The sequence below is a fragment of the Allokutzneria oryzae genome (assembly GCF_042429765.1).
Taxonomy (GTDB): Bacteria; Actinomycetota; Actinomycetes; order Mycobacteriales; family Pseudonocardiaceae; genus Allokutzneria; species Allokutzneria oryzae.
The window spans coordinates 685,895-707,579 of the sequence record NZ_JBHLZU010000002.1 but is presented as its reverse complement, the minus strand read 5'-3'; the positions used below and the strand labels follow the sequence as shown (position 1 = coordinate 707,579).

23 protein-coding genes are annotated in these 21,685 nt (G+C 71.1%); 11 read left to right on the top strand and 12 right to left on the bottom strand.

Features of this window, described 5'->3' with window-relative positions; genetic code table 11:
• Positions 1 to 118 precede the first annotated feature (118 nt).
• Positions 119 to 247, top strand: a complete 129-nt coding sequence (locus ACFFQA_RS03600; protein WP_377850111.1) for a hypothetical protein — start codon at positions 119 to 121, stop codon at positions 245 to 247.
• A 48-nt stretch (positions 248 to 295) separates the two neighbouring features.
• On the opposite strand, the gene ACFFQA_RS03595 is transcribed toward ACFFQA_RS03600, so the two are convergent.
• Together ACFFQA_RS03595 and ACFFQA_RS03590 are read right to left on the bottom strand one after the other, a co-directional pair.
• The gene (locus ACFFQA_RS03595; protein ID WP_377850110.1) at positions 296 to 751 is read right to left on the bottom strand and encodes a PTS sugar transporter subunit IIA; all 456 of its coding nucleotides are present in this window, start codon (positions 749 to 751) and stop codon (positions 296 to 298) included.
• Entirely contained in the window at positions 748 to 984 is a 237-nt protein-coding gene (locus tag ACFFQA_RS03590; protein ID WP_377850109.1) for a PTS sugar transporter subunit IIB, read from the bottom strand. The genes ACFFQA_RS03595 and ACFFQA_RS03590 overlap by 4 nt, the downstream gene beginning before the upstream one ends.
• 199 nt (positions 985 to 1,183) lie before the next feature.
• On the opposite strand from ACFFQA_RS03590, the gene ACFFQA_RS03585 reads away from it, so the two are divergent.
• The 4 genes from ACFFQA_RS03585 to ACFFQA_RS03570 all read left to right on the top strand — a co-directional run bounded on the left by ACFFQA_RS03585 (position 1,184) and on the right by ACFFQA_RS03570 (position 4,301).
• Positions 1,184 to 1,969: a GntR family transcriptional regulator gene (locus ACFFQA_RS03585; protein ID WP_377850108.1), complete on the top strand. Its 786-nt coding sequence runs from the start codon at positions 1,184 to 1,186 to the stop codon at positions 1,967 to 1,969.
• Positions 1,966 to 3,180, top strand: coding sequence for a PTS transporter subunit EIIC (locus ACFFQA_RS03580; RefSeq protein WP_377850107.1), 1,215 nt, complete (start codon positions 1,966 to 1,968; stop codon positions 3,178 to 3,180). The genes ACFFQA_RS03585 and ACFFQA_RS03580 overlap by 4 nt, the downstream gene beginning before the upstream one ends.
• A gap of 33 nt (positions 3,181 to 3,213) precedes the next feature.
• Positions 3,214 to 3,483, top strand: a complete 270-nt coding sequence (locus ACFFQA_RS03575) for an HPr family phosphocarrier protein (protein WP_377850106.1) — start codon at positions 3,214 to 3,216, stop codon at positions 3,481 to 3,483.
• Positions 3,484 to 3,620: 137 nt separating this feature from the next.
• The gene (locus tag ACFFQA_RS03570) at positions 3,621 to 4,301 is read left to right on the top strand and encodes a DUF998 domain-containing protein (protein WP_377850105.1); all 681 of its coding nucleotides are present in this window, start codon (positions 3,621 to 3,623) and stop codon (positions 4,299 to 4,301) included.
• Here ACFFQA_RS03570 and ACFFQA_RS03565 read toward each other — a convergent pair.
• From ACFFQA_RS03565 to ACFFQA_RS03540, 6 genes are all read right to left on the bottom strand, one after another.
• Positions 4,298 to 5,146: a shikimate dehydrogenase gene (locus ACFFQA_RS03565; RefSeq protein ID WP_377850104.1), complete on the bottom strand. Its 849-nt coding sequence runs from the start codon at positions 5,144 to 5,146 to the stop codon at positions 4,298 to 4,300. The genes ACFFQA_RS03570 and ACFFQA_RS03565 overlap by 4 nt on opposite strands.
• Entirely contained in the window at positions 5,146 to 6,372 is a 1,227-nt protein-coding gene (gene mltG, locus ACFFQA_RS03560; protein ID WP_377850103.1) for an endolytic transglycosylase MltG, read from the bottom strand. The genes ACFFQA_RS03565 and mltG overlap by 1 nt, the downstream gene beginning before the upstream one ends.
• 3 nt (positions 6,373 to 6,375) lie before the next feature.
• Positions 6,376 to 6,873: a Holliday junction resolvase RuvX gene (gene ruvX, locus ACFFQA_RS03555; protein WP_377850102.1), complete on the bottom strand. Its 498-nt coding sequence runs from the start codon at positions 6,871 to 6,873 to the stop codon at positions 6,376 to 6,378.
• Positions 6,870 to 9,548, bottom strand: a complete 2,679-nt coding sequence (gene alaS / locus ACFFQA_RS03550; protein ID WP_377850101.1) for an alanine--tRNA ligase — start codon at positions 9,546 to 9,548, stop codon at positions 6,870 to 6,872. Before alaS ends, ruvX begins: the two co-directional genes overlap by 4 nt.
• Positions 9,549 to 9,628: 80 nt before the next feature.
• Positions 9,629 to 9,982, bottom strand: a complete 354-nt coding sequence (locus ACFFQA_RS03545) for a hypothetical protein (RefSeq protein ID WP_377850100.1) — start codon at positions 9,980 to 9,982, stop codon at positions 9,629 to 9,631.
• Complete coding sequence (locus tag ACFFQA_RS03540) at positions 9,979 to 10,392, bottom strand: DUF948 domain-containing protein (RefSeq protein ID WP_377850099.1); 414 nt, start codon at positions 10,390 to 10,392, stop codon at positions 9,979 to 9,981. Before ACFFQA_RS03540 ends, ACFFQA_RS03545 begins: the two co-directional genes overlap by 4 nt.
• A gap of 280 nt (positions 10,393 to 10,672) precedes the next feature.
• Between ACFFQA_RS03540 and ACFFQA_RS03535 the strand changes: the two genes are divergently transcribed.
• From ACFFQA_RS03535 to ACFFQA_RS03515, 5 genes are read left to right on the top strand one after another with little or no spacing between them, the layout of a single operon-like run.
• Positions 10,673 to 12,238, top strand: coding sequence for a pyridoxal phosphate-dependent decarboxylase family protein (locus ACFFQA_RS03535; RefSeq protein WP_377850098.1), 1,566 nt, complete (start codon positions 10,673 to 10,675; stop codon positions 12,236 to 12,238).
• A complete protein-coding gene (locus ACFFQA_RS03530; protein WP_377850097.1) occupies positions 12,235 to 14,037 on the top strand; it encodes an IucA/IucC family protein in 1,803 nt (600 codons plus the stop codon). Before ACFFQA_RS03535 ends, ACFFQA_RS03530 begins: the two co-directional genes overlap by 4 nt.
• A 17-nt stretch (positions 14,038 to 14,054) precedes the next feature.
• On the top strand, positions 14,055 to 14,609 hold the full coding sequence (locus tag ACFFQA_RS03525) for a GNAT family N-acetyltransferase (RefSeq protein ID WP_377850096.1): 555 nt from the start codon (positions 14,055 to 14,057) through the stop codon (positions 14,607 to 14,609).
• Entirely contained in the window at positions 14,606 to 15,925 is a 1,320-nt protein-coding gene (locus ACFFQA_RS03520) for a lysine N(6)-hydroxylase/L-ornithine N(5)-oxygenase family protein (protein ID WP_377850095.1), read from the top strand. The genes ACFFQA_RS03525 and ACFFQA_RS03520 overlap by 4 nt, the downstream gene beginning before the upstream one ends.
• Positions 15,922 to 17,718, top strand: coding sequence for an IucA/IucC family protein (locus ACFFQA_RS03515; RefSeq protein ID WP_377850094.1), 1,797 nt, complete (start codon positions 15,922 to 15,924; stop codon positions 17,716 to 17,718). Before ACFFQA_RS03520 ends, ACFFQA_RS03515 begins: the two co-directional genes overlap by 4 nt.
• A gap of 132 nt (positions 17,719 to 17,850) precedes the next feature.
• Here ACFFQA_RS03515 and ACFFQA_RS03510 read toward each other — a convergent pair whose 3' ends face one another.
• The 4 genes from ACFFQA_RS03510 to ACFFQA_RS03495 all read right to left on the bottom strand — a co-directional run bounded on the left by ACFFQA_RS03510 (position 17,851) and on the right by ACFFQA_RS03495 (position 20,895).
• Positions 17,851 to 18,267 carry a hypothetical protein gene (locus ACFFQA_RS03510; RefSeq protein WP_377850093.1) on the bottom strand — a complete coding sequence of 139 codons (417 nt, stop codon included), beginning with the start codon at positions 18,265 to 18,267 and terminating at the stop codon, positions 17,851 to 17,853.
• Between the two features lie 461 nt (positions 18,268 to 18,728).
• The gene (locus tag ACFFQA_RS03505) at positions 18,729 to 19,301 is read right to left on the bottom strand and encodes a DUF899 family protein (RefSeq protein ID WP_377850092.1); all 573 of its coding nucleotides are present in this window, start codon (positions 19,299 to 19,301) and stop codon (positions 18,729 to 18,731) included.
• Between the two features lie 46 nt (positions 19,302 to 19,347).
• Positions 19,348 to 19,896: a D-alanyl-D-alanine carboxypeptidase family protein gene (locus ACFFQA_RS03500; RefSeq protein ID WP_377850091.1), complete on the bottom strand. Its 549-nt coding sequence runs from the start codon at positions 19,894 to 19,896 to the stop codon at positions 19,348 to 19,350.
• Between the two features lie 75 nt (positions 19,897 to 19,971).
• A complete protein-coding gene (locus tag ACFFQA_RS03495) occupies positions 19,972 to 20,895 on the bottom strand; it encodes a phosphatase PAP2 family protein (protein WP_377850090.1) in 924 nt (307 codons plus the stop codon).
• A 110-nt stretch (positions 20,896 to 21,005) separates the two neighbouring features.
• Here ACFFQA_RS03495 and ACFFQA_RS03490 point away from each other — a divergent pair, with 110 nt between their 5' ends.
• A complete protein-coding gene (locus tag ACFFQA_RS03490; RefSeq protein WP_446681665.1) occupies positions 21,006 to 21,683 on the top strand; it encodes a response regulator in 678 nt (225 codons plus the stop codon).
• The last annotated feature ends 2 nt before the right edge of the window (positions 21,684 to 21,685 follow it).

The window sequence follows — 21,685 nt, the reverse complement described above, 5'->3', positions numbered from 1 at the left end:
TGTCGTTGCGCCAGAAGGCAGTTCGCTGGTCCACACCGTCACCGGAGACTGCGGTGGAGACTGGGCCAACGGCCAGTGGGTCCTCGATCGCGGCTGTCTCGACCAGCCCTCCGCACGGGTGGAGACCGACGCGGAGTCCTTCTTGCGCCTGTGCGTCCGCGCCATCGAGCCCGACGAGCGGGTGCGGCGACAGGGCGACGAGAGGCTGACCGAGGCCGAGACCGCGATGGTGTCGATCATCAGGTGAGAACCGGTGCGGCGCCCGCAACGACGCGCGCCGCACCGGTCATCGGGCTCAGGAGCCCCAGGTGAAGACCGGATCGCCGAGCTCGACCGCGTCGGACTCGCGCAGCGCCGCCAACTGGTCCGGCTTCGCCTCGACCGCGACGATCGGGCAGACCGGGGAGTAGCCCTGCCGCTCGACCTCCGCCGGGTTCCAGGTGATCATGCGCTGACCCGCCCGGACCGTCTCGCCCTTGACCACGTGCAGGGTGAAGCCCGCACCCTTCAGCTTCACCGTGTCGATGCCCAGGTGCACCAGCACGGCCTGGCCGGAGGGCGCGAGCACCACGAAGGCGTGCGGGTGCAGGGTCACCACCGTGCCGTCCACCGGAGCGACCGCGTCGGCCTCGGCGCGCTCCGGGTCGACCGCGATGCCCGGGCCGACCATGGCCTCGGAGAACACCGGGTCCGGCACCTCGCTCATCGGGATGGCCCGGCCCTTGACCGGGCACTGCACGCTCAGGCTCACAGCAGGTCCTGGATGTCCTGGGCGATGTTGTCCGCCTCCGGCCCGACAACGACCTGGACGATGGTGCCCTGCTGCATGACGCCGTGGGCGCCGGCCGCCTTCAGCGCGGCCTGGTCGACCAGGGAACCGTCGTGCAGCTCGCAGCGCAGCCGTGTGATGCAGCCCTCAATGTCGTCGATGTTCGAGGCTCCTCCCAGCGCCGCCAGGATCGCCTCGGCCTTGTCGTCAGCCACTCAAGTCCTCCTTGCCTGACACCCCGCGAGCAGGGCGTACGTGGTTGGGCCAGATGCTCCCACGCCTGATACGAAGCCATAACGGTGGTTGACACCCCGTTCCTCCCCGGAGCATCCTCCCCCGCAACTGGTTTAGACCGGACCGTACCAATCTGGCCGCGTGGTTTCGAGGCCGGATCACAGTCGAGGGGAGTCAGCAGTGCCGGTCCCGGAGACTCCCGCAGCCCGGCGGCTGTTGGAAGGGCCGACCCCCAAGCACGCCCAGCTGCGCGAGATCCTGCGCAGGCTGGCCCAGGACCAGCTGCCGCCGGGCACCCCGGTGCCCTCCGAGCGCGAGCTGGCCGCCCGCTACGGCGTCTCCCGGCTGACCGTGCGCGAGGCCATCAGCCAGCTCGTCACCGACGGGCTGCTGACCAGGGTCCGGGGCAAGGGCACCTTCACCGCCAAGCCGAGGGTGGACGCGCAGCTGCACCTGGCCTCCTTCACCGAGGACATCCGCAGGCGCGGGATGACCCCGGCAACCGAGGTGCTCGACAGCGGCGAGCTCGTCCCGCCGGGGGCGACCGCCGCCGCGCTGGGGCTGGAGCGCGAGGAGAGCGCCTACTGGCTGTTCCGGCTGCGCCGCGCCGACGACACCCCCATGGCCGTCGAACGCGGCTGGTACCACCCCCGCGAGGTCCCGGGGCTGCTGGAGCACGACCTCACCCGATCCCTGTACGGCCTGCTCGCGCGGGAGTACGGGGTCCAGCTCGACCACGGTCGCCAGACCGTGTGGGCGGACGCCGCCGACCCGGCGACCGCCCGGCTGCTCGGCGTCAAGCCGGGCAGTCCCGTCCTGGTCTTCCGCAGGATCTCCACCGCCGCCGGTGTGCCCGTGGAGGACATGACGTCCTGGTACCGGGGCGATCTGTACCAGGTGACCATGCAACTCGACCGGAGCCTGCCTGGCTCCGATCCCCACCCTCAGCAGGGAGGTACCAGATGAGCGCCACCCCGGGCGGTCGTGACATCAAGGGTTTGGCGGTACTGCAACGGATCGGCCGCAGCCTGATGCTGCCGATCGCCGCGCTGCCTGCGGCGGGTCTGCTGCTGCGGCTCGGACAGGACGACCTGCTGGGCGGCATCGGCGGCTTCGAGAAGGTCGCCGCGGTCATCGGCGGCGCGGGTGGTGTGCTCTTCGACTACCTGCCGCTGCTGTTCGCCGTCGGTGTGGCCATCGGCTTCGCCAAGAAGGCCGACGGTTCCACCGCGCTGGCCGCCGTCGTCGGCTTCCTGGTGCTGTCCAAGGTCATCCTGGTGTTCAACCCGCTTGCCGAGGGCAAGGAGGGCGCGCCGCCGAACAACTGGCCCTACGGCGTGCTCACCGGTCTGATCGCCGGCATCCTCACCGCGTGGATGTGGCAGCGCTACCACCGGATCAAGCTGCCGCCGTACCTGGCGTTCTTCGGCGGCAGGCGGTTCGTGCCGATGGCCGTCGCGGTGGTGATGATCCCGCTCGGCGTGGTCATGGGCCTGATCTACCCGCTGTTCAACGCGGGCCTGACCTCGCTCGGCGAGCTGATCACCGGCAGCACCCTGGTCGGGGCGGGCGCCTACGGCGTGGCCAACCGGCTGCTGCTGCCGTTCGGCCTGCACCACATCATCAACTCGTTCGTGTGGTTCGTCTTCGGCGAGTTCGGCGGCCAGCACGGTGACCTCAACCGGTTCATCAAGGCGCACGATCCCAGCGCGGGCTCGTTCATGACCGGCTTCTTCCCGATCTTCATGTTCGCCCTGCCCGCCGCGGCGCTGGCGATCTGGCGGACGGCCCGGCCGGAGCAGCGCAAGATCGTCGGCGGCATCATGCTCTCCGGCGCGCTGACCGCGTTCATCACCGGTGTCACCGAGCCGCTGGAGTTCTCCTTCCTGTTCGTGGCCTGGCCGCTGTTCCTGGTGCACGCGGTGCTGACCGGCGTGTCGTTCATCGTGGTCAACGCGCTGGGCATCCACACCGGCTTCACCTTCTCCGCCGGTGCCATCGACTACGTGCTGAACTGGAACATCTCCACCCAGCCGTGGCTGATCATCCCCGTCGGCCTCGCCTTCGCGGTGGTCTACTACTTCCTGTTCACGTTCGTGATCAAGAAGTGGAACCTGAAGACACCGGGCCGCGAGGACGAGAGCGCGGACCCGCAGGCCGAGTCCAGCAAGCTCTAGGCGCTGGCACCTCCCCCAGGAAGGACCTTTGCAATGCCGGAAAGACGGGTCACCGTTGCCTCCCAGGTCGGACTGCACGCACGGCCGGCGGCACTGCTCGCCAAGGCCGCCGCGGCGCAGCCGGTCACGGTCACCATCCGCAAGAACGGCGGCGACCCGGTGGAGGCCGCCAGCGTCCTCGGGCTGATGACGCTGGGCGCGATGCACGGTGACGAGGTGGTGCTCAGCGCCGAGGGCGAGGGCGCGGAGGCGGCTCTGGAGGCCATCGCCACGATCATCGCGACGGACCTCGACCAGGGCTGACGCCCGAGCAGGCACGACCTCAGTGGGACCCGCCGGCTCGGCGGGTCCCACTGTCGTATACCGATCGATCGTCATTCCGGGGGATATCAGGGAAAACGCCGATGTCTCCCGGTTGCGCCAGGGCGATGATCAGGGGCATGGATCTCAACATCGCCGGCGCTCCCGCCGCGACTCGGGCGCCCCGGATGGGGATCACCGTCGCCTGGGTGGGCGTGGGCGTCTCGGGCGTCCTGATGGCTGTGCTGCACAGCCAGCCGTTTCCCAGCCCCTACTCCCAGACGATCAGCACCTACGGTGTCGGCCCGTCGTCCCAGCTCTACATGTGGGCGCTGGTCGCACTGGGCGTCGGCTCACTGGCCTTCCTCGCGGGGATGGTCCGGTGGGAGGCGCCCTACTCCCCGCTCGCGTGGACGTGCGTGGGCATCTGGAGCGGCGGCCTGCTGATGGCCGGCGTGCTGCCGATGGACACCACGAGCACCGAGCGCACCCCGTTCGGCATGCTGCACAACTTCGCCGCGGTCGCCGCGTTCCTCGGGCTGCCCGTTGCGGGCATCGCGCTGGGCAAGCGGTACCGGGGGCACCCGGAGTTCGGCGGCTACGCCCGGCTGAGCACCCGGCTCGGCGTGTTCGGGTTCGTCATGCTGGCGGCCTTCGGCGTGAGCTTCTTCGGGATGATGGAGCCCGCGCTGATCGACTGGTTCCCGGGGCCGAACCCGGTGGGCATCACCGAGCGCCTGCTCGTGCTCGGCGAGGTCGCGCTGCTAGTGGTGATCATGAAATGGTCCTCGGAGATCACCAGGGCGGTGCGCGCCACCTAACCGAGCGGCAGCTCCAGCACGTTGCCGGTCGCCTCCCGCAGCGCGGACCGCATGGCCTCGCGCGGTGCCGCCCTGCCCGTGAACAGCTCGGACTGGCCGAACGCCTGGTGCAGCAGCATGTCCAACCCGGTCGCGACCGGGTTGCCCGCCTGCTGCGCCGCGGCCGCCAACGGCGTCGGCCACGGGTGGTAGACCACGTCCAGCACGCTCGGCGCCTGCGCCAGCTCGGTGACCCACGGCTCCACCGCCGCGGTCGGCACCGTGCTGATCAGCACGGAGCACCCGTCGACGAGCTTGGCCGGGTCGACATCGGCCCAGGTCACCACGGTGACCGCGAGCCGAAGCCGCTGCGCGCACTCCAGCGCCCCGACGGCGCGCGCGGGGTCGCGGACCACGAGCCGGACCTGGCGCACCCCCAGCTCAGCGAGCCCGACCAGCGCGGCCTGCGTGGTGCCGCCCGCGCCGAGGACCACCGCGGGCCCGGCGGCGATGGTGAAGCCCGCCGCGGCACGCAGCGCTCCGACCACTCCGTCCACGTCGGTGCAGTCGGCGCGCCAACCGCCGTCCACCGGGACCAGGGTGTTGGCCGCGCCCGCCATCCTGGCGCGCGGGGTGACGGTCGTGGCGAGCGCCAGCGCGGCGCGCTTGGCCGGCATGGTCACCGACAGCCCTGCCCACTCCGGCCCGAGCCCGCCGACCAGACCGGGCAGGGCCTCGGCGTCGCACTCGACGCGGTCGTAGGTCCAGCCGGTCAGGCCGAGCGCGTCGAAGGCGGCGCGGTGCAGCACCGGGGACAGCGAGTGCTCGACGGGGGAACCGAGGATCGCGGCCTTGCGGTCGGCCATCAGTACGCGCCCCTGGCCTCGGCCTCGCGGACGTTGGCCTTGTGCTCGTCCAGGGTCTTGCCGAAGCAGGACCGGCCTTCCTTGTCGCAGCGCACGAAGTACAGGTAGTCGCTGGGCTCCGGGGTGACCGCCTTGCTGATCGCCAACGCGCTCGGCGAGGCGATCGGGGTCGGCGGCAGGCCCTGCACCGCGTAGGTGTTGTACGCGCCCGCCTTGTCCCGGTCGGAGCCGTTGGTGCGGATGTTCGGCCGGTCCAGCGGGTAGTTGACGGTGGAGTCGTACTGCAGCCGCATGCCCTGGGCCAGGCGGTTGCGGGTCACCTGCGCGATCTTGCCGAAGTCCTCCTTGACGGCTTCCTTCTCCACCAGGGAGGCCATCACCAGCAGCTGGTAGGCGCTGAACCCGGTCTTCTCCGCCGCCTTGGGCAGCCCGGCCGCCTGCAGCCTGCCCGAGGAGGTGGCCAGCAGCGCGCGCAGCACGTTCTCCGGGCTCTCGCCCGGCTTCACGTCGTACTTGCCGGGCATCAGCAGGCCCTCGAACCGGCGGCGGGGCTCGGTGGTCCTGGCGGCCTCGGCCTGCGCCCACTCGGGCACGCCCATGTCGTTGAGGTCGGCCTTCTCCATCGCGGTGCGGACCTGCTCCGGGGTCAGGCACGTGTTCTTGCCGTTCAGCTCCGCGCAGCTGGCCTTGGCGATCAGCGAGATGATGCCCAGGTTGGTCTTGCCGCTGGCCACGGTCACGTCGTCGAGCTGGAAACCGCCGCGGATCTCCATCTCGCCGACCCTGGCGTTCTTGCGCACCAGGCCCGCGATGGCGTTGGCCCCCGACATCTTGGTCTTGAGCACGTAGTAGCCGGGCTGCACCGCGCTCGCGGCATCGTTCTCCGCCGCGGCGGCGGTGTAGGCACGCACGCTGGCGACGACCCCGGCGTCCAGCAGGCTCTGGCCGGTCTGGGAGATGGTGCCCGGCTCGACCTTGACCACGACGTCGGACTCGCCGGCGCCCTCGAAGTCCTCGTAGCTGGTGAGGCCGAACAGCGACTTCACGCCGTACCAGACGCCGACTCCCAGGATCACCACCGCGGCCAGGCCGCCGACCAGCAAGACGGTCCGGCGGCGCTTGTTCGCCTCGGCGTTCTCGGCCCGGCTCCCGCGGCCGCGGCGCCCGCGTGGCGCCGCCTCTGCGGCTTCGGCGGGGCCCTCGTCGAAGAGATCCAGGTCGTTCACTGGCTAACCCTCCTGGGTGGCAGGTCGGGTACGGGCGCGCAGGTCGATCCAGCCCTGGAGGATCTCCACGGCGGCGGCCTGGTCGATGACCTTCCGCTGCTTCTTGCCGCGCACCCCGCGGTCGGACAGCATTCGTGTTGCGGAGACGGTGGTCAGCCGCTCGTCGGAGAGCCGGACGGGCACCGGCGCCAGTCGGCGCGCGAGCACGCCCGCGTACGACGTCGCCGCCTCGGCGGCCGGTCCGTGCCGGCCCGCCAAGGTGCGCGGCAGGCCAACGACCACCTCGACCACCTCGTGTTCGGCGACGAGCGCCACGAGCTGGTCGACGTCGCGGCCAGTCTTCTCGTCGCGAGCCAGGGTAACGAGCGGGCTGGCGAGCACCGGAGCCGGATCGCTCAGCGCGATGCCGACCCGGACCGAGCCCACGTCCACCCCGAGCCGCCGCCCCGGTCCGGGATCGTCCGGGCCGGGGCGGTCGGGGCTGGTCGGAGCGTCGGTCACGAGGCCGTCACGGCGGCGTCGAGGGCGCGGCGCAGCGCGGTGGCGGCCTCGCCGACCCCGGCGTGGTTCGTGCCGCCGCCCTGGGCCATGTCCGGCTTGCCGCCGCCGCGCCCGTCGATGGCGGGCAGGAAGCTCTTCACCAGGTCGCCGGCCTTGAGCTTGAGGTCCCTGGCGGCGGCCGTCGTGGCCACCACGAAGCTGACCTTGCCGCTGCCGGGCTCGGCGGAGAACAGGGCGACAACGCCGGAGCGGCCGCCGAGGCGGTTGCGGACCTCGGTGGCGAGGGCGCGCAGATCGTTGCCGCCGACGCCGTCGGGGACCCGCTCGGCCACGAGCACGGTGCCGTGCACGTCCTGGCCCTTGCCCACCAGGTCACCGGCGGACTGGAGCACGGCGGCCACGCGCATCCGGTCGATCTCCCGCTCGGCGTCGCGCAGGCGGGTGAGGATGCCGGAGACGCGCTCGGGCAGCTCGTGCGTCGGCACCTTCAGCTGGTCGGCCAGCTGGGTGACCAGCAGCCGCTCCTTGCTGGTGTGCCGGAGGGCGTCCATGCCGACCAGGGCCTCGACGCGGTGCACGCCGGAGCCGATCGAGGAGTCGGCGACCAGCTTGACCATGCCGAGCTGGCCGATGCGCTTGACGTGGGTGCCACCGCAGAGCTCGCGGGAGTACTCCCCCATGTCCACGACGCGGACCTCGTTGCCGTACTTCTCGCCGAAGAGGGCGACGGCGCCGAGCTCCAGGGCCTTGTCCATCGTGGTGGTGAAGGACTTCACCTCGATGTCGTCCTGGAGGTAGGCGTTGACCTCCTCCTCCACCCCGCTGAGCACGGTGGCCGACACCGGGCCGGGCGTGGTGAAGTCGAAGCGCATCCTCCCCGGCGAGTTCAGCGAACCGGCCTGGGCGGCGCGCTTGCCGTAGGCGGAGCGGACGGCGGCGTGCACCAGGTGGGTGGCCGAGTGCGAGCGCTCGACGGCGCCGCGGCGGTCCTCGTCCACGTGGGCCTGGATGACGTCGTCGACGGCGACCTCACCGGCGAGCACCTTGGCCTTGTGCACGAACAGGCCGGGAACGGCCTTCTGCACGTCGGTCACGGAGATCTGCACGTTGTCGCCGACCAGCACGCCGGTGTCGCCGACCTGGCCACCGCTCTCGGCGTAGAACGGGGTGCGGTTCAGGAACAGCTCGACCTCGGTGCCGGTGCCGGCGCTGGTCACCGGGACGCCGCCGACCAGCAGGCCGACCACGCGGGAGTCGGAGTCCAGGTCGGTGTAGCCGAGGAACTCCGTGGTGCCGTGCTGTTCGAGCACCGAGCGGTAGACGGTCAGGTCGCCGTGCCCGGTCTTGCGGGCGGCGGCGTCGGCCTTGGCCCGCTGCCGCTGCTCGGCCATCAGGCCGCGGAAGCCCTCCTCGTCCACGGTGAGGCCCTGTTCGGCGGCCATCTCCAGGGTGAGGTCGATCGGGAAGCCGAAGGTGTCGTGCAGCTGGAAGGCCTTGTCCCCGGCCAGCTGCCTGCTGCCGGCGGCCACGGTCTCGGCGGCGGCGACGTCGAAGATCTTCGAGCCGGAGGTCAGCGTGGCGAGGAAGGCCTCCTCCTCGGTCCGCATCACGGCCTCGATCCGGTCGAAGTCGCTGGCCAGCTCGGGGTAGGACGGGCCCATGGCGTCGCGCACCACGGAGGTGAACTCGGCCAGCACCGGCTCGTGCACGCCGAGCAGGCGGGTGGAGCGGACGATGCGGCGCAGCAGGCGGCGCAGCACGTAGCCGCGGGCCTCGTTGCCGGGGGTGACACCGTCGGCGACCAGCATGACGCCGCTGCGGGCGTGGTCGGCGATCACGCGGAAGCGCACGTCGTCGGCCGGGTCGGTGCCGTAGGTGCGGCCGGAGAACTTCTCGGCGGCGGTGATCACCGGGCGGACCAGGTCGGTCTCGTAGACGTTGTCGACGCCCTGGAGCAGGAAGGCCACCCGCTCCACGCCCATGCCGGTGTCGATGTTCTTGGCCGGGAGCTGGCCGAGGATCGGGTAGTTGTCCTTGGCCCCGCCCTCACCCCGCTCGTTCTGCATGAAGACGAGGTTCCAGATCTCCAGGTAGCGGTCCTCGTCGGCGACCGGGCCGCCCTCGACCCCGAACTCCGGTCCACGGTCGAAGTAGATCTCCGAGCACGGGCCGCACGGGCCGGGAACGCCCATCGACCAGTAGTTGTCGACCATGCCGCGGCGCTGGATGCGCTCGGCCGGGATGCCGGCGACCTTCTTCCAGAGCTCGATGGCCTCGTCGTCGTCCTGGTAGACGGTGACCCACAGGCGCTCCGGGTCGAAGCCGTAGCCGCCGTCGGCCTGGGAGCTGGTCAGCAGCTGCCAGGCGTGGGTCATCGCTCCTTCCTTGAAGTAGTCGCCGAAGGAGAAGTTCCCGGCCATCTGGAAGAAGGTGTTGTGCCGGGTGGTCTTGCCGACCTCGTCGATGTCGCCGGTGCGCACGCACTTCTGCACGCTGGTGGCGGTGGCGTACGGCGGCGGGGCCTCGCCGAGGAAGTACGGCTTGAACTGGACCATCCCGGCGTTGACGAACAGCAGGTTCGGGTCGTCCAGGATCAGCGGGGCGCTGGGCACCAGGGTGTGACCGGCCCGCTGGAAGTGGTCGAGAAAGCGCTGACGGATCTCATGCGTCTGCATGGTGGGTCCTTACGGAGGAAAGAGAGCGGAAAGGGGGCCAGAACGGCGGAGAGCGTGCAGCGCTGTGCAGGCGCGGGAGATCAGCTCCCCGCCTTGCGCGCTCGCCTGGTCCGCTGCACGGTTCCGTCCTCTGGTGCTTCCCAGCTCCTGCGCTCCCTCGACTGGGAGACGCGGTCCGTGCCTCTACTGTAGCTCGGGCGTCGACCGGGATCGTTGGCCCGATCGACCACCTCGCGGAGCTCGCCCTCGCGCTCGCTCATGCCCGCGCGCACGTCGGCGCCGAACGCGCCGACCGCCCCGGCCAGCTCGCTGATCGCGTCGCCGAGGTTGGCCGCGACACCGGCGGGGGTGAAGCCCTGCGCCTTGGTGTTGGCCTTGCGGGAGAGCACCACGCCGGTGAGCACGCCGATGCCCAGCCAGAACATCCGCTTCATCGACGGCCGCCTCTGGACTTGCGGCCGCGGCGGGAGTGCTTGCCCGGCTTGTCGTCGGTGGAGCGGCGGCGGGCGCGCACGGCCTTGCTGACGCCGTAGGACAGCGCGGCGGCCTTCACCAGCGGACCGCCGAGGGTGGCGGTGAACAGCGAGGTGAGCGCCGAGACGTTGCCGCTGACCGCGCGGGCGTTGGCGGTGATCCCGTCGACGCGCTCCAGCTGGGTGTTCACGTGGTTCAGCGTGGTGTTGGCCCCGGTGAACAGGTCGTCGCTGTTCTCGTGGGCCTTGCGCAGCGCGACGGTGGCCTCGTCGAGAGTGCGGCCGAGCTTGATCAGTGGAACCGCCAGCAGCAGCACCAGCAGCACGAAGGCGCCCGCTGCGATCAGCGCGGCGATCTGCCCTGGTGACACGTGCCCTCCTGGGGAAGTCGGTGGTCGTCAAGTGCGACACCGGGACCGGTGTCAAGTGCCCGGACAGGCTACCGCGCGGTGATCGCGCCCTCATTCGGGGCGTGCGGTGGCGGCGCGCGCCGGGTACTCCCCGAAAACGGGGAAAGCGGCGTGCCTCACTCAGCGGTTGACACGTGAACCCGCCACCACTTGGGTAAGGCTTGCCTAACTATGCCTTGCCTAACCTCAATGGCCTAGTCCGCCCTGTCGCTCTGCGTTGTCATCTTTCGGAGGTGCTGTGTTGCCGGCTGCCGAGGCGCCGCCTCGTCCACGCTCTACCGCGACCATTCCCCTGGCAGGAACCGGCGACGGCCTCACCGAGGTGGCGGACGCGCTCGCGCGCGCCGTCGGCGGGGCCCAGGCCGCGCAACGCCCGGCGGGCCCGCTGCCCGCGGGCGCCCCGCACGACGTGCTGGGCGCGGTGACCAGCAGACTCGGCCCCGCGGTGGTGCCCGCCACCGGGATCGGCGCGGACGCCGCGCTGCACCGCGTGGCGAAGCTGCTGGTGGAGCAGGGCATCAACCTGACCCACCCGTTCGCCGCCGCGCACCTCCAGCCGCCGCCGCTCGCGGTCGCGGTGGCCGCCGACGCGCTGGCCGGGGCGAGCAACGCCTCCCAGGACACCTACGACTCCGGCCCCGCCGGGATCGCGGTGGAGCGCTGGCTGGTCGCGGCGCTGGCCGGGCTGGCCGGGTTCGGCGCGGAGGCCGACGGCGTGCTCACGCCGGGCGGCTCGCTGTCCAACCTGATGGCGGTCATGTTCGCCAGGGACTCGGTCGCGCGCAGGCTCGGCGTCGACGTCCGGGCGGACGGGGTGGCCGCGCTCGGCACTCCGGTGGTGTTCTGCTCGGAGCTGGCGCACTTCTCCACGCACCGGGCGTGCGCGGTGCTCGGCCTCGGCGAGTCCGCGGTGCGCGCGGTGCCGGTGGACGCCGACCGCAGGATGCGGCCGGACGCGCTGGTCGAGATGCTGGCGGAGCTCGACTCCGGGGAGATCCCGTTGGCGGTGGTGGCGACGGCGGGCACCACCGACTTCGGTTCCGTCGACCCGTTGCCCGAGATCGCCGAGATCGCCCGTGAGCACGGCATGTGGTTCCACGCCGACGCGGCCTACGGCTTCGGCGCCCTGTTCTCCGACCGGCTCGCCCCTCGGGTGGCCGGCCTTGAGCTGGCCGACTCGATCACCGTGGACCTGCACAAGATCGGCTGGCAGCCGTCGGCGGCGAGCGTGCTGCTGGTCTCCGACGGAACGGCGTTCTCCTCGCTGGAGCGCCAGGTCGACTACCTCAACCCGGCCGACGACGGCGAGCAGGGCTACGACGGGCTGCTCGGCGTGAGCCTGCAGACCACCCGCAGACCCGACGCGGTCAAGGTCGCGACGACCCTTCTCGCCTACGGGCGCGAGGGCCTCGGCCGGATGCTGGATACCTGCCACGACCTCGCACGGCACGCCGAAACGCGCATTCTTGGCGACCCGGAGCTGGAGCTGGTCGCGGGCGCGAACCTCACGACCGTGGTGTTCCGCTACCGCGGCACCGCCGCAGAGGCGTGCCTCGACGAGCTGAACGGCACGCTGCGGCGGGAGCTGCTGCGGTCGGGCCGGGCGCTGCTCGGCCGGACCTCCGCCTTCGTCGACGGGCCGGGGGCCCCGTCGGTGACCTGCCTGAAGTTCACGCTGCTCAACCCGAACGCCGGTGTCGCCGACATTGACGCGCTGCTCGACTTGGTGGTCACCACTGGTCGGGAGCTCGCGACACGGCCTTGTACCCGAACCGACGCTGACGCGCACCAGGAGGGCGCAGCATGACCACCACCACTGAAGCCGTTGTGTCCCAAGCCGATCCACTTCACCAGCCGGACGCCAGAGCGACGGCCGAGCACGCGCACCTCGAAGCGCTGCTGCGGTGCTGGTTGCAGGAGACCGGAGTGGAGGTGCTGCCCGGTCCGCTCTCGGTCGAGCTGCCGTCCTCCGGTCTCGCGCTGGTCACCGAGGTGACGCACCGGTCGCCGACCGGTTGGCACCGGTTCGCCCCGGTGCGCGTTCGCCGCGCCGACGGCGGTGAGCTGTCCCCCGCCGACCCGGTGCTCGCGGTGAACCTGATCGCGACCGAGGCCGCCGCGCGCGGTGGCGCCCGCACCGGCGGGGTGCCGACCGGCGAGGTCGCGGACCTCGTCGAGCGGACCGCGGAGTCCGTGCGGCGGATGACCGAGTTCGTGGCGCACCGCCGCGCCGAGACCGCTCCCCCGCCGGGTGTCGACGCGTTCCTCGACGCGGAGCAGGCGTTGCTGCTGGGCCACCTCCAGCACCCGGCTCCGAAGAGCCGCGACGGCGTGCACCCGGACGAGGCCAGGGCCTACGCGGCGGAGCTGCGCGGGAAGTTCCGGCTGTCCTGGTTCGCCGCCGATCCGTCGGTGGTCTCGCACGACGCCGTCGCGGGCGCGCCTTCGCTCGGCGGGCGGGACACCGTGCGGCTGTTGGCCGACCTGGCCGAAGGCGGCCCGACCGACGGCCGCGTGCTGATCCCGGCGCACCCGTGGCAGGCGCAGAGCCTGGTGCGGCGCCCCAGGATCAAGGCCCTCGTCGAGTCCGGCCTGCTGCAGCCGCTGGGTGAGCTGGGGCCGGAGTGGTTCGCGAGCTCCAGCCTGCGGACGGTCTACCGCGCTGACGCCCCGGTGATGCTGAAGCTCTCGCTCGGGCTGCGGATCACCAACTCGCGACGGGAGTCCACCCGCACGGAACTCAAGCGGGGCTTGGAGATCAACCGGCTGATCGACGCCGGGCACACCGCGTCGACCTACGACGCCTTCCCCGGCTTCTCCATCGTGCGGGACCCCGCGTGGATCGCGGTCGACGAGCCCGGTCGCGCCGAGGGGCCGGAGGTCACGGGCCTGGACGTGGCGGTGCGCGAGGTTCCCGCCGACGTCACCGACTACCGCTGCCTTGCGGGCCTGGTCGCCCCGCGCCCGGGGATGGGACGCAGCATGCTCGGCGAGATCGTCGCGGGCAAGGGGTCCGGGGCAGCGCAGCAGTGGGTCGCCGACTACACCGACCGCGTGCTGGTGCCGATGCTGCACCTGTACTCCTCGACCGGCATCGGGCTTGAAGCCCACCAGCAGAACACCCTGGTGCGCCTGGACGCCACCGGCGGGGTCGCGGGCTCGGCGTTCCGCGACAACCAGGGCTACTACCTGGCGTCCTCGCACCTGCCCGCTCTGCTGGAGCGGCTGAAGATCACGGAGTCGACCCTCGCGGTGGTCGATGACTCCATTGTGGACGAACGCCTTTCCTACTACCTGCTGCGCAACCAGGCGCTGGCGATCATCGGCTGCCTCGGCGTCGACGGGCTCGCCGACGAGCGCGAGCTGCTGTCGGTCATGGCCGGTCGGCTCACCGCCGCCCTGCCCGCACTGGCCGACGCCGGGCCGGACGGCGACCGCCTCGCGACCCGGTGGCTGAGCGCGGACACCTTGCCCGGCAAGGGGAACCTGCTCACCCGCCTGCACGGCATCGACGAGGTGCTCGCTCCGCTGGACGCGCAGTCGGTGTACCTGGACATGCCGAACCCGCTCGCCGAAGTACTCCCCTCCGCTGAGGCGACATCGTGACCGCAGGTGGTGGCCCCGTGATCCCCGCTCCGATACTTCCCGTCCTCACCGGCGACTGGACACTGCGCCAGGTCTCACCGGACGGGGACGACCTGGACCTGGTGCACCGCTGGATGAACGAGCCGCACGTGTCGCGGTTCTGGAAGCAGGACTGGCCGAAGGACAAGTGGCGGGAGGAGCTGACCGGTCAGCTCTCCGGCGACCACTCGCGGCCGTGCTTCCTGCTGAAGGACGGCGAGCCGGTGGTGTATGTGGAGATCTACCGCGTGGTCCGCGACCAGCTCGCCGCGGCGTACGGCTCGCGCCCGCACGACGTGGGCGTGCACCTGGCCATCGGTGACCCGAAGTGGACCGGACGCGGCGTCGCGAGCACAACGATGCCGTTGCTGGCCAAGGCTTTGCTGGCCGCCGACGAGAGCTGCACCCGCGTGGTGCTCGAACCCGACGTCCGCAACGTGCCCGCGATCCGTGCACTGCGCAGCGGGGGTTTCCACCACCGGGGTGAGGTCACCCTGCCCAACAAGACGGCCGCGTTGCTTGTCTACCCACGAACCGAGGAGGACTTGCCGTGACCGAGCAGGTCGAGAGCAAACACGACGTCATCGCGATCGGCGCGGGACCGTTCAACCTCGGTCTCGCCGCATTGGCGTCCACTGTGGACGAGCTGGACGTGGTGGTGCTGGAGTCGCGGACGGAGTTCCGCTGGCACCCCGGCCTGATGTTCGACGACGCCATGCTCCAGGTGAGCTTCCTCGCAGACCTGGTGAGCCTGGTCGCGCCGACGCACCCGCTGTCGTTCCTGTCCTACCTGCACGACACCGACCGCATGTACCCGTTCTACGTGCGCGAGCAGTTCCACCCGACGCGCCGGGAGTACGAGCACTACCTGCGCTGGGCCGCGTCGAGGCTGCCGTCGGTGCGCTGGTCGCACCGTGTCGAGGCGGTCCGGTGGGACGCGGCGGCGAGCTTGTTCACGGTGCACGTGGTGCACGCGGACGGCAGCCGGTCGACCATGCGGGCCAAGGACCTCGTGCTCGGCGTCGGCACCGAGCCGAGAGTGCCGGAGTCGCTCGCCGCGCTTCCCGGCGAGAAGCTGCTGCACACCGCCGACTACCTGCACCGCACCGCCGACATCGAGGCGGCCGGCCGGGTGACGGTGGTCGGCTCGGGCCAGTCCGGCGCCGAGGTGGCGCTGGACCTGTTGCGCCGCAACGCCTCCGGCGGTGGCGCGGTGAGCTGGCTGACCAGAACGGTGTCCTTCGCGCCGCTGGACTACACCAAGCTCGTGCTGGAGATGACCACTCCTGCCTACATCCACTACTTCCACGACCTGCCGCAGTCCAAGCGCGACGAGCTGGTGGCGGAGCAGTGGCGGCACTACAAGGGCATCTCCACCGAGACCCTTGAGGCCATCCACGACGTGCTCTACCAGCGCGACCTGGTTCCAGGACTGGCCGACGTGGAGCTGCGCAACGGCGTCGCGATCGAAGGGTCCACTGTAGACTCTTCCGGCCGCGCGGTGCTGACCTGCCGCCACCGCGACACCGGCAGGACCTTCGAGCACGTGACCGACCTGGTGGTCGCCGCGACCGGCTACGCGCAGCGCAAGCCCGCGTTCCTGCGGCCGATGGAGGAGCTGGTGCGGCGCGACGAGAAGGGCCGCTACCGGGTCGCCCTCGACCACTCCATCGAGCTCGACCCGGCGGTCACCGGCCGCGTGTACGTGTCCAACGCGGACCTGCACAGCCACGGTGTCGCCGCGCCGGACCTGGGCATCGGCGCGTTCCGCAACGCCACGATCCTCAACTCGGCGAGCGGGCGGGAGCTGTACCGGCTGCCCAAGAACACCGCGTACACCAGCTTCGCCGTTCCGGGAGGCACCGCGTGACCAGCGACCGCGAACTGTGGCGGCAGTGCTCGACCGCGCTGCTGGCCAAGGCGATCGGCGAGCTGTCCTTCGAGGGCATCCTGGAGCCGGTCGCGCTGGAGGCCCCCGAGTCCCACGAACTGCGCTTCCCCGGTGCCCGTTACGTCTTCACCGCGAAGCGGGCCGCGTTCGGCGGCTGGCGGGTCGACCCGGCCTCGATCACCAGGGCCGCGTCGGGCATCCTCGGCGACGACATCGCCCAACGGGCCGAGGACGTCCAGCAGTTCTTCACCGACGCGGCTCCGGGTGTCGGCATCCATCCGTCCACTTTGGCCAACTACCTCAACGAGGTCACCTCGACGCTGACCGCCGACGTGGCGATGACGCGCACAGCGGTGCCCTCGGCGGAGCTGGCCGACCTCGGGCACGCGGAACTGGACGGCCACCTCACCGGCCACCCGTGGCTGGTGGCGAACAAGGGCCGTGTCGGCTTCTCCGCGGCGGACCAGGCCGTCTACGCTCCGGAGGCCCGCAAGCGCATCCGGCTCCCGTGGATCGCCGTGCACCGCGGGCTCGCCGAGTTCCGCGGCACGCCAAGGCTTTCCGAGCACGTCGTGCTGGAGCAGGAGCTCGACGAGCACACCCGCGCGGAGTTCGCCAAGGTGATCACCGACCGCGGCCTCGACCCCGACGCCTACGTGTGGCTGCCGGTGCACCCGTGGCAGCTGGACCACGTGCTCCGCACACTGTGGGCGCCGGAGCTGGCCACCGACCGCATCGTGGTGCTCGGCGAGGCGGCCGACCACTACCGGCCGACCCAGTCCATCCGGACGATGTGCAATGTGGACAGTCCGAACCGGTTGCAGGTCAAGCTCCCCCTGCGCATCCTCAACACCGCCGTGTGGCGCGGCATCCCTCCGCACTGCACGTTGGCGGCACCGGTGGTCACCCAGTGGCTGCGTGGGCTGTGGAGCTCCGACAAGCTGCTGGCCGAGTGGGGCACGGTGATGCTGGGCGAGGTCGCCTCGGTCACCGTCCGGCACCCCCATCTGTCCACAGTGGATGGAGCGCCGTACACCTGGCTGGAGACCCTGGGCTGCATCTGGCGTGAGCCGGTCGATCCCGTCGTGGGCGCGGACGAGCGGTCCTGGTCGCTGGCCGCCCTGCTGCACGTCGATCCGACGGGCCGCCCGTTGGTGAGCGAGTACATCGCCCGCTCCGGCGGCGACGCCGAGGCGTGGTTCGCGGCGCTGGCACGGGTGCTGCTGCGGCCGCTGCTGCACGTGCTCTACCGCTACGGGATCACGGTGAACCCGCACGGCGAGAACGTGCTGATCGTCAGCGGGGCGGACGGCCTGCCGACGCGGGCGGTGCTCAAGGACCTGATCGACGACGTGAACGTGTCGGTGGAGTCGGTGGCCGAGCGCGGCCCGGAGCCGGACTCGCACGACCGCGTGCTGCCCCGCAAGCCCTGGCGCATCCTGCGGCAGTACCTGGTGGACGCGCTGCTGGTGGGCGTCTTCCGCCCGCTGTCGACGCTCCTGGCGGAGCACCACGGCCTCCCGGAGGAGCGCCTGTGGGGCATCGTGCGCGGCGAGGTCGAGGCCTACCGCAGGCGGTTCCCCGACGTGGCGGACCGGATGGACGCGGGCGACCTGCTCGGGCCGACCTTCGCGCGCTACCCGCTCAACGGTGACCGGCTGCTGCAGACGGGCTACGCGGAGCTGTCGTACCGGCACGCCATCCACCCCAAGGGCACGGTCCCGAACCCGATGCACTCCGTGGTGGCGGTCCCGCCCACCGACGGCTGGTGACGGTCAGCCCCCGCCGAGTGACGGTGCCACTCGGCGGGGGCGAACACAGGTGCGAACTACCAGGCGCGCCGGTGGCTACCGCTTCCGAGCTCGGGTCTCAGCCTTCAGCCCGGAATCGGGCGCCACACCGGTTCAGCACGTGAGCTTGATCTTGTTGCTGGTGGCCTCGGCCTTGGGCGTTCCGAGGTCGGTGTTGTTCTTGTACAGCCCGACCCAGACGTGGTAGGTCCCCGGCTTGCAGTTCCCGTCGAAGTTCACTTTCTTCGAGTGACGTCCAGCCTTCACGTTGCCGGGGCCGAGGTGGTCACCGCCGACGTTGTCGTCGCCGCGGCTCACCCAGAACTGGATGTAGGTCGTACCGGACCAGCACTGGTTCCAGTTCGCCGTGACGGACAGCCGCTTGCCCGAGTTCGATGCCGTCAGCGACGCGAGGCTGATCGAGTTCTTGCAGGCATCAGCGCTCGCTTCGGCGATGCCCGGGGCCGCGACACCGGCGGCCACCGCCGCCAGCGCGGCTCCGACCACACCAATGCGGGAAATACTATTCACAATTCTCCTCAGAGCGAATTATGGATAAAGCGAGAGCAATGACAGTAGGGGTCAGGGATACCCGACCACGATTGATTGTGATTGCTTTCACGTGCCACGTCCGCGATTGACGACCGAGCACACTCACTCTTCTGAAGAGAATTCATACTGGCGCCCTTGATGCAGTTCGCACGCTTGACGGGCCGGGGCGCGTGCTTGACCTCACGCCTTGCCGCATTGACCTTCACGTCATTGCGAGAATGTGAACACATGCCATTCGACAGAGGCGATTGTTGCGATGTCAACCCGTTCGGGGAGCTGACGCGGCCGCGTGCGCTGTCGTCCTGTGCCCGGCCTCGTCGACGCGGAGAAGATCTCGCCGACGCAGATGCTTCGACAGACCCTGATGCTCCTGCTCGACCGGATCATGAACACCACCGGGACGACGCGGCACACGCAGCACGTGCCGCGTCCCCGGCGGGTCAGTCCCCAGGCAGGAGATCCAGCAGCGGCGCGGTGAGCTCGGCGGGGCCGTGCCAGTGGACGCGGGTCACCGCCCCCTCGCGGACGAAGACCGTGACCGCGGCGTCGAGCCCGTCGTCCCCGCGGATGCCGAGGCGGTCGGAGAGCTCGCCCGGCTGGGTGGAGATCGGGACGATCCACCGCCAGCCGCGGTGGTCGGCCAGCTGGGCGAGGCGGTGCGGCGGGGCCGGGGCGAACACCGCGAGCGCGGTGCGGTCGCGCAGCCACGGCACCTGGACGTCGAGCGCGTCCACGGCGCGGGCGCCCGCCTCCTCCGGCTCGTCGTGGTCGGCGTCGAAGGGCAGGTGGAAGCCGACGAGCGTGCGGTGGTCCCCGAAGACGTCGTCCAGGGTGATCGGTTTGCCGCCCGCGGTGGTCAGCGGGGAGGAGGCGTCGACCTCCGGGCCGGGCGGGAGCGTGGCGCGCAGCGCGGTGACCCTGGCGGCCGCGGCGCGCAGCTCCTCCTCGGCGGCCAGCAGCTCGGCGCGGGCACGCCGGTAGTCCTCGCTGGCGGCGATGTGGACGGTGTTCATGGCAGCAGAACTTAGCCCGAACAGCGGCACGGCGTAGCCAGAACGATCACCGCGAGGCGAGCGCGTTGGGCAACATCGGCGGGCAGCCGTTGACGTAGGACGGGTCGTACTCGAAGTGCCACGGCTCGTTCTGGTAGCGCCTGCACCAGCCGAACTTGCCGTTGCCGCGCTCCACCCACGACGCCGAGGCCAGCGGCTGGATGTCCGCGGCGATGCCCTTGACGTGGTTGGACGCCTCCGGCGTGAGCACGTACTTGCTGGCCTGCTCCGCCGAGCCGAAGCGGCGGACCGCGCCGTCGAACTCCGCCTGCTGCTGCTGGCTGCTGCGCTTGCCGTCGTTGAGGCACATCGAGACGCCCTCCGCGGCCGCCTTGGCCTTCAACGTGTTCCAGGCGGCGAGGACGTCGTCGCGCAGGCCGCGCGGGGCCTCGTCGACGTAGCGCTGGTCCAGCGGGCACGTCGGGCCCGTGTCGTCCCCGGTGACGTTGACCAGCTCGACGTAGGCCACACCCGGAACCGGTGTCGTCGGCCCGATGTAGAACAGCGCGCCCACCGCGATGAGAAGCGTGACCAACAAGGTCAGCGTTGTTCGCATGTGGGCTGTTCTCCTCTGGGATGATCAGGACGCGCAAGACCGTTGGCGCGCAACAACTCCACACTAGCCGAACGGTCAGGCACCACTGGCGTCCATGCTGTGACGACCAGTGATCCACCGGTCACCGAGGTGGTGACGACCTCGCGGTTCGCTCTCCTCCCGCTCCGCCGGTGTGGCATTCACCGCTTTCGCGAGGTCCACTCCGTGCAGGAGGGCGACCAGCGCGATCGCCACGGCCGGCGCGCCGGCCCCGGCGAGCATGATCGAGGTGTCCAGCCGCTCCGCGAAGGAGGTCGCCGAGCCCAGCGCGAGGCGGCCGGCGATCGGCACGATCGAGGGCACCACCAGCGCGGCGACGAACCAGGCCGGGTGCGGGTGGGCGCGGGTGCGGCCCAGCCAGGTCGCGACGAGGCAGCCGAGCACGGCGGGCACGAGGCAGCCACCGAGGGTGTCACTGAGCCGGTGCCAGCCGAGCGCGACCGTGGCGATGGCGACCGCGGCGACCGCCACCGACCCGCCGCCGAGCACCAGCGGGCGCACCTTGCGCGGGCTGACCAGCGCGAACGCCACCAGCACCGACATCGCGGCGGTCACGTGGCCGCTGGGGAAGCTGTTGTGCCCGGCGACCGAGGTGTCGTAGAGGTCGGGGCGGTCGAGCACGGAGACCTTGAGCAGCTCGGTCAGCCCGACCGAGCCGCCGATCACGCCGAGGACGGCGAGCGCTCCGGCGAGACGGGCCCGGACCACGCCCACGACGAGCGCGAGCACGGCGACCGAGGCGAGCAGGACGGTTCCGGCACCGCCCTTGAGCAGGGCGGAGAACGCGGGGTCGGCGACGCCCGCGGTCTGGGCCTGGTGCACGGCGCCGTTCTCCGCGCGCTGGCCGGTTTCGGTGTGCACGTACGCGAGGTAGGTCACGCCGAGGGCGATCACACTGCCGAGAGCGCCCGCGACGGGAAGCGGCCAGGTTCTCCTCGGTGCTTCGTCGCTGGTGGCCATGGGTCCGATCGTCCGGGCGCGGTGTCCGAGTCCCGTCCCGGGTTTGTCATGGTTCTGCAACAGACGGGGTGCCACGACGCCCGGTGCGCCGAACCGGGATAATCAGCTGAGTGGCGATGGTCCTGGTGGTGGAAGACGACCGTGCCGTCCGCGAGGCCCTCCAGCTCTCCCTGCGCAGGCAGGGGCACGACGTGCACGTGGCCGACAGCGGGGAGCAGGGCTTGGCCTTCCTCCGGGAGCAGCGCCCGGACCTGGTGGTGGTCGACCTGATGCTGCCGGGCATCGACGGCTTCGAGACCTGCCGCAGGATCCGCGCCGACGGCGACCTGCCGATCATCATGCTCACCGCGCGCAGCGACGACTTCGACGTGGTCGCCGGGTTGGAGGCGGGCGCGGACGACTACGTGGTCAAACCGGTGGAGCCCAGGGTGCTCGACGCCAGGATCCGCGCGGTGCTGCGCAGGGCCGCCAGCGAGCAGCACAGCAGCGACGAGCGCTTCGGCGACCTGGTGGTGGACCGCACGGGGCTGGTGGTGACCAAGGGCGGCCGTCAGGTGCCGCTCACCCCGACCGAGCTGAAGCTGCTGCTGGAGCTGACCAGGACGCCGGGCCGGGTGCTCTCCCGCCAGCAGCTGCTGAGCGCGGTGTGGGACCACGACTACCTCGGCGACTCGCGGCTGGTCGACGCGTGCGTGCAGCGGTTGCGGTCCAAGATCGAGGACGATCCGAGCAGCCCGCGGCACGTGCGCACGGTGCGCGGCTTCGGCTACCGGTTCGACCGGATGTAGGC